At 69.8% G+C, this 16,245-nt stretch carries 13 protein-coding genes; 1 reads left to right on the forward strand and 12 read right to left on the reverse strand.

All coding sequences use genetic code 11. The features are described from left to right. Nucleotides 1–438 precede the first annotated feature (438 nt). Complete coding sequence (gene ileS, locus ADK64_RS00565) at nt 439–3,582, forward strand: isoleucine--tRNA ligase (protein WP_053653763.1); 3,144 nt, start codon at nt 439–441, stop codon at nt 3,580–3,582. Nucleotides 3,583–3,750: 168 nt separating this feature from the next. Here ileS and ADK64_RS00570 read toward each other — a convergent pair whose 3' ends face one another. From ADK64_RS00570 to ADK64_RS00625, 12 genes are all read right to left on the reverse strand, one after another. Then, nucleotides 3,751–4,896, reverse strand: coding sequence for a DivIVA domain-containing protein (locus ADK64_RS00570; protein WP_159046139.1), 1,146 nt, complete (start codon nt 4,894–4,896; stop codon nt 3,751–3,753). A 55-nt stretch (nt 4,897–4,951) separates the two neighbouring features. Next, nucleotides 4,952–5,239 carry a YggT family protein gene (locus ADK64_RS00575; RefSeq protein WP_053653765.1) on the reverse strand — a complete coding sequence of 96 codons (288 nt, stop codon included), beginning with the start codon at nt 5,237–5,239 and terminating at the stop codon, nt 4,952–4,954. 60 nt (nt 5,240–5,299) lie between these two features. After that, nucleotides 5,300–5,941: a cell division protein SepF gene (locus tag ADK64_RS00580; RefSeq protein WP_023551436.1), complete on the reverse strand. Its 642-nt coding sequence runs from the start codon at nt 5,939–5,941 to the stop codon at nt 5,300–5,302. Between the two features lie 128 nt (nt 5,942–6,069). Beyond that, nucleotides 6,070–6,789 carry a YggS family pyridoxal phosphate-dependent enzyme gene (locus ADK64_RS00585; RefSeq protein ID WP_053653767.1) on the reverse strand — a complete coding sequence of 240 codons (720 nt, stop codon included), beginning with the start codon at nt 6,787–6,789 and terminating at the stop codon, nt 6,070–6,072. A 6-nt stretch (nt 6,790–6,795) separates the two neighbouring features. Beyond that, nucleotides 6,796–7,524, reverse strand: a complete 729-nt coding sequence (gene pgeF, locus ADK64_RS00590; protein ID WP_078992417.1) for a peptidoglycan editing factor PgeF — start codon at nt 7,522–7,524, stop codon at nt 6,796–6,798. Further along, nucleotides 7,521–8,726 carry a cell division protein FtsZ gene (ftsZ, locus tag ADK64_RS00595; RefSeq protein ID WP_053653771.1) on the reverse strand — a complete coding sequence of 402 codons (1,206 nt, stop codon included), beginning with the start codon at nt 8,724–8,726 and terminating at the stop codon, nt 7,521–7,523. The genes pgeF and ftsZ overlap by 4 nt, the downstream gene beginning before the upstream one ends. A gap of 278 nt (nt 8,727–9,004) precedes the next feature. Continuing rightward, nucleotides 9,005–9,799 carry a cell division protein FtsQ/DivIB gene (locus ADK64_RS00600; RefSeq protein WP_053654359.1) on the reverse strand — a complete coding sequence of 265 codons (795 nt, stop codon included), beginning with the start codon at nt 9,797–9,799 and terminating at the stop codon, nt 9,005–9,007. Nucleotides 9,800–9,825: 26 nt separating this feature from the next. Beyond that, the gene (murG, locus tag ADK64_RS00605; RefSeq protein WP_053653773.1) at nt 9,826–10,914 is read right to left on the reverse strand and encodes an undecaprenyldiphospho-muramoylpentapeptide beta-N-acetylglucosaminyltransferase; all 1,089 of its coding nucleotides are present in this window, start codon (nt 10,912–10,914) and stop codon (nt 9,826–9,828) included. Nucleotides 10,915–10,920: 6 nt separating this feature from the next. Next, complete coding sequence (gene ftsW / locus ADK64_RS00610) at nt 10,921–12,279, reverse strand: putative lipid II flippase FtsW (RefSeq protein ID WP_053653774.1); 1,359 nt, start codon at nt 12,277–12,279, stop codon at nt 10,921–10,923. Nucleotides 12,280–12,347: 68 nt separating this feature from the next. Then, nucleotides 12,348–13,784 carry a UDP-N-acetylmuramoyl-L-alanine--D-glutamate ligase gene (gene murD, locus ADK64_RS00615; protein ID WP_053653776.1) on the reverse strand — a complete coding sequence of 479 codons (1,437 nt, stop codon included), beginning with the start codon at nt 13,782–13,784 and terminating at the stop codon, nt 12,348–12,350. Continuing rightward, the gene (gene mraY, locus ADK64_RS00620; RefSeq protein ID WP_053654361.1) at nt 13,766–14,836 is read right to left on the reverse strand and encodes a phospho-N-acetylmuramoyl-pentapeptide-transferase; all 1,071 of its coding nucleotides are present in this window, start codon (nt 14,834–14,836) and stop codon (nt 13,766–13,768) included. Before mraY ends, murD begins: the two co-directional genes overlap by 19 nt. After that, nucleotides 14,836–16,242: a UDP-N-acetylmuramoyl-tripeptide--D-alanyl-D-alanine ligase gene (locus ADK64_RS00625; RefSeq protein ID WP_053653778.1), complete on the reverse strand. Its 1,407-nt coding sequence runs from the start codon at nt 16,240–16,242 to the stop codon at nt 14,836–14,838. Before ADK64_RS00625 ends, mraY begins: the two co-directional genes overlap by 1 nt. Nucleotides 16,243–16,245 lie beyond the last annotated feature (3 nt).

Here is a 16,245-nt window from a genome sequence, read left to right on the forward strand (position 1 = left end):
GGCCGGACCCGGCCGGACGGGCATGTGCTTCACCTCGCCATTCGGGTCATCCTCGCCGGTCATCAGGGGTGCGGCCGCGCCACGCGGAAATCCGGTCGGCCGCTGTCCGTACGGCGCCGTACACTGGGCGCAGCGAGAAGCGTGGATGGGGACGAGTAGCGGCGTACGCAGCCCAGAGCGACCCGGGGACGGTGTGAGCCCGGGGGCGAGCGCGACGTGAAGATCACCCCGGAGCCGCCGGAAGAAAGCCGCAGCCGTGAGGTCGGGGCGAGTAGAGCCGGCTTCGCGACCCCAATGAGGGGGCTCACCGGAGCACAGGCCGCACCGGAGGGCCAAGGAGGGTGGTACCGCGGGAGCGCGCCGCACACGGCGTAGACAGGAACGAAGGCTCTCGTCCCTCCGACGGAAGGCAGCAAGTCCGTTGGAGGATGCTCGCAGATGACAGCGCCGACGTACCGCCAGGTGCCCGCACAGGTCGACCTGCCCGCTCTTGAGCACGCCGTGCTCGACTTCTGGCGCGAACAGAAGATCTTCGCCAAGAGCCTGGAGCAGTCCGAGGGCCGCCCCGAGTGGGTGTTCTACGAGGGCCCGCCCACCGCCAACGGCATGCCCGGCGCCCACCACATCGAGGCGCGCGTCTTCAAGGACGTCTTCCCCCGCTTCCGCACGATGCGCGGCTACCACGTGGCCCGCAAGGCCGGCTGGGACTGCCACGGCCTGCCGGTGGAGCTGGCGGTCGAGAAGGAGCTGGGCTTCTCCGGCAAGCAGGACATCGAGGCGTACGGCATCGCCGAGTTCAACGCCAAGTGCCGCGAGTCCGTGACCCGGCACACCGACGCCTTCGCCGAGCTGACGACCCGCATGGGCTACTGGGTCGACCTGGACGACGCCTACCGCACCATGGACCCCGAGTACGTGGAGTCCGTGTGGTGGTCGCTGAAGGAGATCTTCGGCAAGGGCCTGCTGGTCCAGGACCACCGCGTCGCCCCCTGGTGCCCGCGCTGCGGCACCGGCCTGTCCGACCACGAGCTGGCGCAGGGCTACGAGACGGTCGTCGACCCGTCCGTGTACGTCCGTTTCCCGCTCACCTCCGGTCCGCTCGCCGGCGAGGCCGCGCTCCTGGTGTGGACGACGACCCCGTGGACCCTGGTGTCCAACACGGCGGTCGCCGCGCACCCGGAGGTCACCTACGTCGTCGCGACCAACGGCGAGGAGAAGCTCGTCGTCGCCGAGCCGCTCGTCGCCAAGTCGCTCGGCGAGGGCTGGCAGACCACGGGCCAGACCTTCACCGGCGCCGAGATGGAGCGCTGGACGTACCAACGTCCGTTCGAGCTCGTAGAGTTCCCGGCTCCGGCGCACTTCGTGGTGAACGCCGACTACGTCACCACCGAGGACGGCACGGGTCTGGTCCACCAGTCCCCCGCCTTCGGCGAGGACGACCTCAAGGTCTGCCGCGCCTACGGTCTGCCGGTCGTGAACCCGGTCCGCCCGGACGGCACCTTCGAGGAGGACGTGCCGATGGTCGGCGGCGTCTTCTTCAAGAAGGCGGACGAAAAGCTCACCGAGGACCTCCAGCAACGCGGTCTGCTCTTCAAGCACATCCCGTACGAGCACAGCTACCCGCACTGCTGGCGCTGCCACACCGCGCTGCTGTACTACGCGCAGCCCTCCTGGTACATCCGCACGACGGCCGTCAAGGACCGCCTCATCCAGGAGAACGAGAAGACCAACTGGTTCCCGGAGACGGTCAAGCACGGCCGGTACGGCGACTGGCTGAACAACAACATCGACTGGGCGCTGTCCCGCAACCGCTACTGGGGCACCCCGCTGCCGATCTGGCGCTGCGAGGACGACCACCTCACCGTCGTCGGCTCCCGCGCGGAGCTCACCGGGCTGACCGGGACCGACCAGTCGGCCCTCGACCCGCACCGGCCGTACATCGACGAGGTCACCTTCGCCTGCTCGCACGAGGGCTGCGGCAAGACGGCCACGCGCGTGCCGGAGGTCATCGACGCCTGGTACGACTCGGGTTCGATGCCGTTCGCGCAGTGGGGCTACCCGTACAAGAATAAGGAACTGTTCGAGAGCCGCTACCCGGCGCAGTTCATCTCCGAGGCGATCGACCAGACCCGCGGCTGGTTCTACACGCTGATGGCCGTCGGCACGCTGGTCTTCGACAAGTCGTCGTACGAGAACGTCGTGTGCCTCGGCCACATCCTGGCCGAGGACGGCCGCAAGATGTCCAAGCACCTGGGCAACATCCTGCAGCCGATCCCGCTCATGGACGCCAACGGCGCGGACGCGGTGCGCTGGTTCATGGCGGCCGGCGGCTCCCCCTGGGCGGCGCGCCGCGTCGGCCACAACACCATCCAGGAAGTCGTCCGCAAGACACTGCTGACCTACTGGAACACGGTCGCCTTCCAGGCGCTGTACGCCCGTACGTCCGCGTGGGCGCCCAGCGCGGCGGACCCGGCCCCGGCCGAACGCCCGCTGATCGACCGCTGGCTGCTGTCCGAACTGCACGCCCTCACCGACCAGGTGACCCAGGCGCTGGAGGCCTATGACACCCAGCGCGCCGGCAAGCTGCTGTCCGCGTTCGTCGACGACCTGTCCAACTGGTACGTCCGCCGCTCGCGCCGCCGCTTCTGGCAGGGCGACAAGGCGGCGCTGCGCACACTGCACGAGGTGCTGGAGACGGTCACCAAGCTGATGGCGCCGATCGTCCCGTTCATCACGGAGCAGGTGTGGCAGGACCTGTTCGTGCCGGTCACGCCGGGCGCCCCGGAGTCGGTGCACCTCGCCGCCTGGCCGGAGGCGGACCTGTCCGCGATCGACCCGGAGCTGTCGAAGCAGATGGTCCTGGTCCGCCGGCTGGTCGAGCTGGGCCGCGCCACGCGCGCGGAGTCGGGCGTCAAGACCCGTCAGCCGCTGTCCCGTGCGCTGATCGCGGCAACGGGCTTCGACTCCCTCGACCCCGAGCTGCACACCCAGATCACGGAGGAGCTGAACGTCTCCTCGCTGGCCTCGCTGTCCGAGGTCGGCGGCAGCCTGGTGGACACCACCGCCAAGGCCAACTTCCGCGCCCTGGGCAAGCGGTTCGGCAAGCGGGTGCAGGACGTGGCGAAGGCGGTCGCCCACGCCGACGCGGCCGCGCTGTCCCTCGCCCTGCGCGCGGGCACGGCGTCGGTGGAGGTCGACGGCGAGACGGTCACGCTCGCCCCGGACGAGGTGATCATCACCGAGACCCCGCGCGAGGGCTGGTCGGTGGCGTCCGACTCCGGCGCCACGGTGGCGCTGGACCTGGAGATCACCGAGGAGCTGCGGCAGGCGGGCCTGGCCCGCGACGCGATCCGGCTGATCCAGGAGGCGCGCAAGAACAGCGGCCTGGACGTGGCCGACCGGATCGCTCTGCGCTGGACCTCCACGGACCCGGCAGTGATCGCGGCGCTGACCGAGCACTCCGCACTGATCGCCGAGGAGGTGCTCGCGACCGACTTCGCCCAGGGCGACGCGGGCGACGGCTACGGCCAGCCGTTCACCGACGAGGGGCTGTCCCTGGTGTTCCGGCTGTGCAAGGCGTAAGCGCCGAGCGGATCGAGAAGGGCCCGGTCTCCGTTGCGGAGGCCGGGCCCTTCTCTCACTCTCCCGTCGCAACACGCGTAAAAAGGGCGGGACCCCGGATCGTGAGATCCGGGGTCCCGCCCTGAACGCTGCCGACGCCTAAGGCGTACTACTCACCGTGCCCGGCGCTCAGTTGTCGTCCTCGTCGATCAGGAACCCGCGCATCGGCGAGGGAGCCTGGCCCATCGGGGACGGGCCCTGCGGACGGACCGGAGCCATGGGCTGGGTCATGGCCGGGGTCATCTGCTGCTGGCCGCCGTAGGACGGGCCGGACGGGGCGGGGTTGCCACCCATCGTCTGGTTGCCGCCGTAGGACGGGGCGCTCGCGCCGGCCGGAGCCATGGAAGGCGCCGGGGACGGCGGCAGCGACGCGGTGGCCGGGGTGCGCGGCGGAGCCAGGGAGTCGTCGGCCTGGGTCTCCAGCTGGCGCAGCTGGGACTCGAGGTACGACTTCAGGCGCGTGCGGTACTCGCGCTCGAAGCCGCGCAGGTCCTCGACCTTGCGCTCCAGCGTGGCGCGGGCGGACTCCAGGGAGCCCATCGCGACGCGGTGCTTCTCCTGCGCGTCCCGCTCCAGGGCGTCGGCCTTGGCACGAGCGTCACGCTCCAGACCCTCGGCGCGGCTGCGGGCCTCACCGACGATCTTGTTGGCCTCGGAGCGGGCCTCGGCGATCGCCTGGTCGGCGGTCTGCTGGGCCAGCGAGAGGACACGGGCGGCGCTGTCGCCACCGGGGCCCTGACCGGGGCCGCCCATCGGACCGCCCATGGGGCCGCCCATCGGACCACCCATCTGCTGCTGCATGGGCGGCTGTCCGCCCATCGGGCCCTGACCCATCGGACCCTGGCCCATCGGGCCGGGACCCTGCGGGCCGCCCTGACCGCCGGGACCGGCGGGCAGCTGCGGGGCACCGCTCGGCAGCTGGGGCGGGCCACCCATGGGGCCACCCATCTGCTGCTGCGGCGGGCCCGATATGCCGGCGGGCACCGGAGCGCCGGGACCTCGCATGCCCTGCTGCGGGTGCTGCTGCTGCGGGTGCTGCTGCGGCGGATGCTGCTGGTCCTGCTCCGGGGGCTTGCGCATGTTCTGCTGGTTCTGCGCGGCCGCTCGGGTCGCCGCGGCCAACTTGGCGCGCAGGTCCTCGTTCTCGCGGAGCAGACGGGTCAGTTCGGCTTCGACCTCGTCGAGGAAGGCATCGACCTCGTCCTCGTCATAGCCTTCTCGGAGGCGGACGGTCGTGAACTGCTTGTTCCGCACGTCCTCGGGGGTCAACGGCATCTCTTCACCTCAACGTAGTCATCGGCAGTCGGCAAGACCGTATCGTCCACCCTCATTACACGAAGCTCCCCGTGATGGAGATGAGGATGTAGACGATGATCATCAGTACGAAGAAGGACAGGTCGAGCGCCACGCCCCCGAGACGCAGCGGCGGGATGAACCGCCGCAGAAGCTTCAGCGGTGGATCGGTGACAGTGTAGGTGGCCTCCAGTACGACCACCATCGCCTTGCCGGGTTGCCACGAGCGGGCGAACTGGAACACGTAATCCATGACGAGCCGGAAGATGAGCACGGCCAGGAACACAAGTAGCGCGGTGTGGACCACCAGTGCGAACACGCTCATGGTCTGCGCTTCCCTCTCCCCTGTTCCGTGCTCTTCCGAACGTCGATCCGGTTGTACGTCTCAGCTCTGGTTGAAGAACCCGCCCTCTGCGATGCGGGCCTTGTCCTCCGCCGTGACATCGACGTTAGCAGGAGACAACAGGAACACCTTCTGCGTCACCCGCTCGATGCTGCCGTGAAGACCAAACACCAAACCGGCCGCAAAGTCGACAAGTCGCTTCGCGTCTGTGTCGTCCATCTCAGTCAGATTCATGATCACCGGGGTGCCCTCACGGAAGTGTTCCCCGATGGTACGGGCCTCGTTGTAGGTCCGCGGGTGAAGCGTGGTGATCCGGTAAGGCTCTCGTTCCGACACGACCTTGGGCATGATCACCGGCGCGTTCTTCTCCAGGGACTGACGTTCTTGTGTGATGGATGCCACGGGCGCAATGCGCGCCGGACGTCCGGATTCCGCGGCGAGCGAAGTCGATCGGGCCACCGGCTCGCGGGGCGCGGGCGGTTGGACGATTCGCACCTCTTCGTCCCTTTGGGACTGATGTGCGCTGTGCGACTGGTGTGACGATTCGTGCCGTCGGTGGTCCCGCTCGGGCTCCGGGTCCAACTCCGGCTCGAAGTCGTCGTCGGGGTCGAATCCGCGGCCGTCGTACCCATCGTCCTCCACGAGGCCGAGGTAGACCGCCATCTTGCGCATCGCGCCGGCCATGCTCTGAGTCCTCCGCTCTGTGGTGGATCGACTGACGACTGCCAAGTGCCCGCGATCCACGTGGTCGTTGTGCTCGCCTGCGCGGGCATTGACCATATTTTCTGCTGTGGTCCGACTTCCTGGCGACGTTACCCGAGCCTGGGGCGGACTCCGAGTACCGCAGTGCCGACGCGCACGTGTGTCGCCCCGGCTGCCACGGCCTGTTCGAGGTCCGCACTCATCCCTGCCGACACCATGGTTGCAGCCGGATGGGCCCGGCGCAGGTCAGTCGACAAATCCATGAGGCGCCCGAACGCCGCCTGTTCGCGTCCCGCGTACGGTCCGGTGAGCGGAGCGACGGTCATCAGTCCGTCGAGCCGCAGTCCCGGCGCCCGCGCGACGAGGTCGGCCAACTCTTCGATTCCGTCCGGGCCCACGCCACCGCGCTCGCCCCGGCCGCTCGCGCCCGCGTCAAGCGCGACCTGGACGAGACAGCCCACCTCACGCCCCGCCCGCTCCGCCTCCTTCGACAGAGCGCCGACGAGTCGGGAGCGGTCCACGGACTGCACAAAATCGGCGTAACCGACGACGGATCGGACCTTGTTGGTCTGCAGTTGGCCGACGAAATGCCACTTCAGGGGCAGATCCGCACATGCCGCCGCCTTCGGCGCCGCGTCCTGGTCCCGGTTCTCGGCGACATGGCGCACACCGAGTTCCGACAGGATCCGCACATCGCTCGCCGGGTAGGTCTTGGTGACCACGATCAGGGTCACCTCCTCCCGCCCGCGCCCGGCAGCCGCACACGCGGCGGCGATGCGCTGCTCCACTTGCGCCAGATTTCCGGCGAGTTGGGTCTTACGGTCCGTCATGTCCCATCAGTCCAGCCAGACATAGCCCGCGAGCCGCCCGGTCGTGCGGTCACGGCGATACGAGAAGTGGTCCACCGACTCCAGCGTGCACACCGGCGACTGCGCCCGGTCGCACACCCCGAGCCGGTCGAGCTGCGCGTGCACGCCGGCGCTCACGTCGACCGCCGGCGTGCCCCAGCTCGTTTCGGTGTGCGCCGCCGGCTCGACGGCGCCCACTTCGGCGCGCATCGACTCCGGCACCTCGTAGCACCGGCCGCACACGGACGGTCCCGTGCGGGCGACGATCCGCTCCGGCTCGGCGCCGAGTTCGACCATGGCCCGTACGGCGGCGGGGACGACCCCCTTGACCATGCCGGGCCGGCCCGCGTGGGCCGCGGCGGCGACCCCGGCGACGGGGTCGGCCAGCAGCACCGGCACACAGTCGGCGGTGAGTACGGCGAGGGCGAGGCCGCGGCGGGCGGTGACGATCCCGTCGACCTCGGGCACCGGGCGCTCACCCCAGGGCTCGTCCACGACGGCCACGTCGGCGCCGTGCACCTGGTTCATCCAGACGACCCGTCCGGCGTCCAGGCCGAGCGTCTCGGCCGCGAGTTGCCGGTTGGCCCGTACCGATTCCGGTGTGTCGCCGACGGCGCCACCGAGGTTGAGCTCCTCATACGGAGCGGCGCTCACCCCGCCCCACCGGTCGGTGAAGGCGAAGTGCGCGCCGCTCACGCTCTCGCGCCGTCCTATCACTTCAGGAAGTCCGGTACGTCCAGCTCCTCGGCCGCGCTGTCCGAGTAGTTCCGCGACGGCGGAACCGGCGGGGCGGGCGTGATGTCGGCGATCGGCTCGGGCACCGGCTCCGGCTCCTCCTTCGGCGTCACGCTGCCGAGCGTGCCGAAGCTCGGCCGGCTGGGCTCGGACTGCCGTACCGGAGCGGGCTCCTCGCGGCGGGTGGACGTCGACGTCGAGGCCGAGCCGAGCACGGTGTCCCGGCGGGCCGGCGGCTGGCCGCCGTCGAAGCCGGCCGCGATGACCGTGACCCGGACCTCGTCGCCGAGGGCGTCGTCGATGACCGCGCCGAAGATGATGTTGGCCTCCGGATGGGCGGCCTCGCTGACCAGCTGGGCGGCCTCGTTGATCTCGAACAGGCCGAGGTCGGAGCCGCCGGAGATGGAGAGGAGGACACCGCGGGCGCCGTCGATGGACGCCTCCAGCAGCGGCGAGGAGATGGCCATCTCGGCCGCGGCCACCGCGCGGTCGTCGCCGCGCGCCGAGCCGATGCCCATGAGGGCCGAACCGGCCTCGGACATGACCGACTTCACGTCGGCGAAGTCGAGGTTGATCAGACCGGGGGTGGTGATGAGGTCGGTGATGCCCTGGACACCGGAGAGCAGGACCTGGTCGGCGGACTTGAAGGCGTCCAGGACCGAGACCTGGCGGTCCGAGATGGACAGCAGCCGGTCGTTGGGGATGACGATGAGGGTGTCGACCTCTTCGCGCAGTTCGGCGATGCCGTCCTCGGCCTGGTTCGCGCGGCGCCGTCCCTCGAAGGTGAACGGGCGCGTGACCACGCCGATGGTGAGGGCGCCGAGCGAACGTGCGATGTTGGCCACGACGGGCGCGCCGCCGGTGCCGGTGCCACCGCCTTCACCGGCGGTCACGAAGACCATGTCGGCCCCCTTGAGGACCTCCTCGATCTCCTCGCGGTGGTCCTCGGCGGCCTTGCGGCCGACTGCCGGGTTGGCTCCGGCGCCGAGTCCGCGGGTGAGTTCGCGGCCGACGTCGAGCTTGACATCGGCGTCGCTCATCAACAGCGCCTGCGCGTCGGTGTTGATGGCGATGAACTCGACGCCCTTGAGACCGACCTCGATCATCCGGTTGATGGCATTGACACCACCGCCGCCGACACCGATGACCTTGATGACTGCGAGGTAGTTCTGCGGTGCTGCCACGTCGAAGGCCTCTCGCCTCGAATTACGTTGTCGCCGCCGTGCGGTTCCCCGCGCCGGACGACAGATGCCGAATGGGACGGTCCGTAGTGCCGACCCGAACCCTAACCCTGAAGTTTAGGGTTACCAGTGTGTCTGTTCCCTGAAGTCTTCTGAACAGGACACTAAGTCGACAAGTGGCGCCCGTTCAACGAACACGCCGAACCTCCCGTTTTTCTTTTCACCCTATGTGATCAGCCATAGCAGTGCCCAACCAGGGTGCTGGCCTGCGCTGATGTGCGTCAACTCCCCGATGACGCAGGGGCGGTGGGAACGCTGACATCGAAGTGCCGCGCGCCGGGAGCTGCTTTCATGAGAGCCGTGAGAGTCCGTGCCTTGGCGCCGCCGCTCTCGCTGCTGCCCCAGGCAACGGTGCGGCCGTCGCCCAACTCCAGCGAGATGTCGTCGTAGGAACGGACTTGGACGGTCCGGGTGTCCCGGGCGACGGCGGCCGGCAGCTCGCCGGCCACCCGGACCGCCTCGCGCACCAGCCGGCCGGTGCCGAAGCGCCGCAGGCTCGCGGCTCCGGAACCCTTGCGGGACGCGGACAATTCCAGCATGGGAGCGCCTTTCGGCGCTTGCGGAACCGTGGCGAACCGGACACCTTCGCCGTCGACTTCGACGAAGTTCTTACCGTTTCGGATCAGCAGAACCGGAGTGCGCTCAGTCACTTTCAGACCGATTCCATGGGGCCAGGAACGCACCACGTCAACCGTATCAATTCGGGGCAATTTCCGGCGGAGTCGGGCTTCGATGCCGCTGGTGTCAAGGGAAATCATCGGTGCCCCGACCGGTACGGCGGCCACGTCCCGCACCTCTTCGGGGGTCAGCACGCGCGTGCCGGACACCGAGACATGCCTGACACGCAGCCAGCTGGAGCCGTACAACACCCAGGTGCCGCCCGCCCCGAGAAGCACGACGGCCACACCCAGGATGACGATCGTACGAAGGCGCACTCTGCCGATCCGCCGGGCGGGCGGCGGGCCGGACGACTTCTGCTGGCGTTCACCGCGCTCGGCGGTCGTCGGTCCGGCCACGCTCACTGCCCTTTCGTCATACGGTCCTAACGGCGCGAGGCGATCGCCTCGTACACCATGCCGACGAGCAGCTCGTCGGCGTCCCGGCGGCCGAACTCGCTTGCCGCGCGGGACATCTCGTACAACCGGTGCGGATCGGCCAGCACGGGCAGGACGTTCTGCTGCACCCACTCGGGCGTCAGTTCCGCGTCGTCGACGAGGAGTCCGCCGCCCGCCTTGACCACCGGCTGGGCGTTGAGCCGCTGTTCGCCGTTGCCGATGGGCAGCGGGACGTAGGCGGCCGGCAGCCCGACGGCGGAGAGTTCGGCGACGGTCATCGCGCCCGCGCGGCAGAGCATCATGTCCGCCGCGGCGTACGCGAGATCCATCCGGTCCAGATAACTTACCGGGATGTAGGGGGGCATCCCCGGCATCTGGTGTACCTGCGGCAATTCGTTCTTCGGGCCGACCGCGTGCAGGATCTGGATACCGGCCTGCTGGAGCCAGGGCGCGACCCGCTGGACCACCTCGTTGAGACGACGGGCGCCCTGCGAGCCGCCGGTGACGAGCAGCGTCGGCAGGTTCGGGTCGAGCCCGAACATCGCGCGGGCCTCCGGGCGCGCGGCGGCCCGGTCCAGGGTGGCGATGGAGCGGCGCAGCGGGATGCCGATGTAGCGCGCGTCACGCAGCTTGCTGTCCGGGGTGGAGACGGCGACCCGGGCCGCGTAGCGGGAGCCGATCTTGTTGGCCAGCCCGGGGCGGGCGTTGGCCTCGTGGATCACGATGGGCACACCGAGCCGCTTGGCGGCCAGGTAGCCGGGCAGCGCGACATATCCCCCGAAGCCGACCACGGCGTCGGCCTTGGTGCGCTCCAGGATCTGCTCCGCGGCCTTGATCGTGCCACGCAGCCGGCCCGGGACGGTGATCAGCTCGGGCGTGGGCCTGCGGGGCAACGGCACGGCCGGGATCAGCGCCAGCTCGTAGCCACGCTCCGGGACGAGCCGGGTCTCCAGGCCGCGCTCCGTGCCCAGGGCCGTGATCCCCACGGTCGGGTCCTGCCTGCGCAGGGCGTCCGCGAGGGCGAGCGCGGGCTCGATGTGGCCCGCGGTACCCCCGCCGGCGAGTACGACATGCACCGAAATTCACCGCTCTCTGGACGGACGCCCCTTCGGGGCGCGCCGTCGCATCGTGTTCCATCTCCGAGACCCCCGCTCGGCACCGGAGCCTCCCGCCCGCTTTCTACCAAAGCGAGGTTGCCGCATCGCAAGCGCCGCCCGCGCAGCGGGCTCGTCACGCGCGAAGGCGATCAGCAACCCGATGGCGAACATGGTCGGCAGCAGGGCGGACCCTCCGTAGGAGAACAGCGGGAGGGGTACGCCGGCGATCGGCAGCAGACCGAGCACCGCACCGATGTTGATCACCGCCTGGGCGGTGATCCAGGTGGTCACGCCTCCCGCGGCATACCTCACGAAGGGGTCCTCCGTGCGTCCGGCCACGCGGATACCCGCATAGCCTAGAGCCGCGAACAGGGCGAGCACCGACAGTGTCCCCGCCAGACCCAGTTCCTCACCGGTGACAGCGAAGATGAAGTCGGTGTGGGCTTCCGGGAGTTGGCCCCATTTTTCCACACTCGCGCCGAGTCCGGATCCGAAGAGTCCGCCGGAGGCCAGCGCATAGATGCCGTGCGCGCCCTGCCAGCACATGTCACCCGGGCCGGGGTCGGTGGCCGCGATGCAGTTGAGCCGGGCGAGGCGGTGCGGGCTGGTCTCGATCGCGAGGGCGCCGAGCGCCACGGCGACGCCCAGCACCCCGGCGAACAGCCGGGTCGGCGCCCCCGCGAGCCACAGCAGCCCGAACAGGATCGCCGTCAGGATGATCGTCGTACCCATGTCGCCGCCGAGCATGATCAGGCCGAGCAGCAGGAAGGCGACCGGCACCAGCGGCACCAGCATGTGCTTCCACTGGGTGAGCAGCCTCTTCTCCTGCTTGCGGGCGATCAGGTCCGCACCCCACAGCACCAGGGCGAGCTTGCCGAACTCGCTGGGCTGGATCTGGAAGGAGCCGCCCAGGGAGATCCAGTTCTGGTTGCCGTTGACCGCCATCCCTATCCCGGGCACCTGCACCAGGATCATGAGGAAGACGGCGCCGGCGAGGATCGGGTAGGCCAGCGCCCGGTGCAGTTTCACCGGCATGCGGGAGGCCGCGAACAGCAGTACGCCGCCGATGAGCGCGGCGAGGAACTGCTTGCGGAAGAAGTACGACCCCGGCAGCGACAGCTGGAGCGCGGTGATCTGGGAGGCCGAGTAGACCATCACCAGCCCGAGCACGATGATCAGCAGGCTGCCGCCGAAGATCAGGTAGTAGGCGGTCAGCGGCCGGTCCCAGGCCTTGTTCGCGCGCACGTAGAACCGCTGGAGCGGGTTGTCGCGCGACGGCCGGACGCCGGCCGGACGCCGGGACGCCCGCTCCACGGGCGGGCGGCCGGTACGGCTACCGGGCATCGGCGCCTCCACTGAACGTCGACCGTCCCACGCGTCCCTCCCAAGATCCGCCCGGCAGGCGGCCGGGGTCAGGCTCCGAGTTCGCGGACCGCCGCCGCGAACGCGTCACCGCGCTGGTTGTAGTTGGTGAACATGTCCATGGAGGCGCAGGCCGGAGCGAGGAGCACCGTGTCGCCGGCGACCGCGAGCCGCTTCGCCTCCGTCACCGCCTGGAGCATCGCCCCAGTGTCGGTCCGGTCGAGGTCGACCACGGGTACTTCCGGGGCGTGTCGCGCGAGGGCGTCGCGGATGAGGTGCCGGTCGGCGCCGATCAGCACGGCGGCACGCAGCCGCTTCGCCGACCTGGCGACCAGCTCGTCGAAGGTCGCGCCCTTCGCCAGACCGCCCGCGATCCATACGATCTGCTCATATGACGCCAACGAGGCTTCGGCGGCGTGCGTGTTGGTCGCCTTGGAGTCGTCCACGTACGCGACCCCGTCGAGGTCGGCGACGTGCTCGATGCGGTGGGCGTCGGGGCGGAAGGCCCGCAGACCGTCGCGTACGGCCGTGGCAGGCACCCCGAAGGCGCGCGCGAGGGCCGCCGCGGCAAGGGCGTTGGCGATGTTGTGCGGGGCCGGCGGGGTGACGTCGGAGACCTCGGCCAGCTCCTGGGCGTTCTTCTGCCGGTTGGGCACGAAGGCCCGGTCGACCAGGATGCCGTCCACGATGCCGAGTTGGGAGGGCGCGGGGGCGCCGAGGGTGAACCCGACGGCCCGGCAGCCCTCCTCGACGTCGGCCTCGCGGACCAGGTCCTCGGTGGCCTTGTCCTCGACGTTGTAGACGCAGGCGACCCGATTGCCCTCGTAGATGCGGCCCTTGTCGCGCGCGTACGCCTCCATGGAGCCGTGCCAGTCGAGGTGGTCCGGCGCGAGGTTCAGCACCGTGGCGGAGTCGGCGCGCAGGGAGGGCGCCCAGTGCAGCTGGTAGCTGGACAGCTCGACCGCCAGGACGTCGTACTCCTCCTCGCCGAGGACGGCGTCCAGCAGGGAGACGCCGATGTTGCCGACGGCGGCCGTGCGCAGGCCCGCGGCCTGGAGGATGGAGGCGAGCATCCGCACGGTGGTCGTCTTGCCGTTGGTGCCCGTGACGGCCAGCCAGGGGGCGGCGTCGGGGCCGCGCAGTCGCCAGGCCAGCTCGACGTCGCCCCAGACGGGCACGCCCGCCCGCTCCGCCGCCACGAACAGCGGCTTGTCCGGCTTCCAGCCGGGCGCGGTGACGATCAGCTCGGTGCCCTCCGGCAGGGTGGCCCCGTCGCCGAGGCGCACGGTGATGCCGAGCGCCTCCAGTTCGGCGGCCTGCTCACGCGCGCGTGCGTCGTCGCCGTCGTTGACGACCGTGACGACGGCCCCGCGCGCGTGCAGCACCTTGGCCGCCGGGACGCCGGAGACACCGAGCCCGGCGACGACGACGCGCTTGCCCTGGAAGTCGAAGAGCTCCGAGGTGGAGGTCACTTGTCCGCTGCCCATCCCGCATAGAAGAGGCCCAGTCCGACGATCACACAGATGCCCTGGATGATCCAGAATCGGACCACCACCAGGACTTCGGACCAGCCCTTGAGTTCGAAGTGGTGCTGAAGTGGCGCCATCCGGAAGACGCGTTTGCCGGTGAGCCGGAACGAGCCGACCTGGATGACGACCGACATGGTGATGAGGACGAACAGGCCGCCCATGATGGCCACCAGCAGCTCCGTGCGGGAGAGGATGGCCAGGCCCGTCAGGACACCGCCGAGGGCGAGCGAGCCGGTGTCGCCCATGAAGATCTTCGCAGGCGAGGTGTTCCACCACAGGAAGCCCAGGCAGGCGCCCATCAGCGCGGAGGCGATGACGGCGAGGTCGAGCGGGTCGCGCACCTCGTAGCAGGCGCCCGGGTTGGTCAGGGTCTGCGCGTTGGCGCAGGACTCCTGGAACTGCCAGACGCCGATGAAGGTGTAGGCACCGAAGACGAGCACGGAGGCGCCGGTGGCCAGACCGTCCAGACCGTCGGTGAGGTTCACGCCGTTCGACATCGCGAGGATCATGAACAGCGCCCAGATGACGAACAGCACCGGGCCGATCGTCCAGCCGAAGTCCGTGATGAACGACAGCTTCGTGGAGGCCGGGGTGTTGCCGCGCGCGTCCGCGAACATCAGCGACAGCACCGCGAAAGAGATGCCGACGATCAGCTGGCCGGCCATCTTCGCCTTGGCCCGCAGACCCAGCGAACGCCGCTTGACGATCTTGATGTAGTCGTCGAGGAAGCCGACCAGGCCCATGCCGGTCATCAGGCCGAGGACCAGCAGCCCGGAGTAGGTGGGCGGGTAACCGGTGATGAGCTTGCTCAGGAAGTACGCGGCGATCGTCGCCAGGATGAAGGCGATACCGCCCATGGTCGGCGTACCGCGCTTGCTGGCGTGCTCGCGCGGGCCGTCGTCACGGATGTACTGGCCGTAGCCCTTGCGGGCGAGAAGCTTGATCAGCAGCGGGGTGCCGACCAGCGTCAGAAACAGGCCAATGACTCCTGAGAACAGGATCTGCTTCATCATCGGGCGGCAACCTCACCCTCGGCACCGGCCTCGAGCAGCGCCTGGGCAACGCTCTCGAGCCCCACCGAACGGGACGCCTTCACGAGCACGACGTCCCCCGGGCGCAACTCGCTGCGCAACAGGTCGATCGCCGCCTGTGCGTCGGACACGTGCACCGACTCCTCACCCCACGAACCCTCGTTATATGCGCCCAGTTGCAGCCAGGAGGCCTCAATCCCCCCGACGGCGACGAGCTTGCTGACGTTGAGCCGGACGGCGAGCCGTCCGACGGCGTCGTGCTCGGCGAGCGCCTCGTCCCCCAGCTCGGCCATCTTGCCGAGCACCGCCCACGTGCGGCGCCCCGTGCCCATGGCCGCGAGCGCCCGAAGGGCGGCCCGCATGGACTCGGGGTTGGCGTTGTAGGCGTCGTTGACGATGGTCACGCCGTCAGGGCGCTCCGTGACCTCCATGCGCCAGCGGGAGAGGGAGCCCGCCTCGGAGAGCGCGAGGGCGATCTCTTCCGCGGACATGCCCAGCTCATGGGCGACGGCGGCCGCGGCGAGCGCGTTCGACACGTGGTGCTCACCGTACAGGCGCATGGTCACATCGCTTGCACCGGAGGGTGTGTGAAGCCTGAACGAGGGCCGTCCACTGTCCGTGAGTCGCACGTTCTCGGCGCGTACGTCCGCTTCGGCCGACTCTCCGAAAAGGACCACCTTCGCCTTGGTACGGGGGGCCATGGCACGGACCAGCGGATCGTCGGCGTTGAGGATCGCGGCGCCGTCCTCCGGGAGTCCTTCGATGATCTCGCCCTTGGCCTGGGCGATCTGCTCCCGGCCGCCGAACTCGCCGATGTGGGCGGTGCCGACGTTGAGGACCAGGCCGATCTTCGGGGGCGTGAGGTCGGTGAGGTACCGGATGTGGCCGATGCCGCGCGCGCCCATCTCCAGCACGAGGAACTGGGTCTCCTCGGTGGCCGTCAGGGCGGTCAGCGGCAGCCCGATCTCGTTGTTGAGCGAGCCGGGCGTGAACACGGTCGGCGCCTTGCGCCGGAGTACCTGCGCGATGAGGTCCTTGGTGCTGGTCTTGCCCGCCGAGCCGGTCAGGGCGACGAGGGTCGCGCCGAGCCGGCGTACGACGTGCCGGGCGAGGGCACCGAGGGCGGTCTGGACGTCCTCGACCACGATCGCTGGCACGCCGACCGGGCGCGACGCCAGTACGGCGACCGCGCCCGCCTCGACGACCCGCGATGCGTAGTCGTGGCCGTCCACGCGCTCGCCGACGAAGGCCGCGAACAGGCTGCCGGGGACCACCTCGCGGGAGTCCCGGACCACCGGTCCCGTGACCTGGACGGACGGATCCGGTATGTCGTGCGTCTGCCCGCCGACGACTGCTGCGATCTCGGCGAGGGAGAGGGCGATCACAAG

The sequence above is a fragment of the Streptomyces sp. MMG1121 genome (genome assembly GCF_001280015.1).
GTDB lineage: Bacteria > Actinomycetota > Actinomycetes > Streptomycetales > Streptomycetaceae > Streptomyces.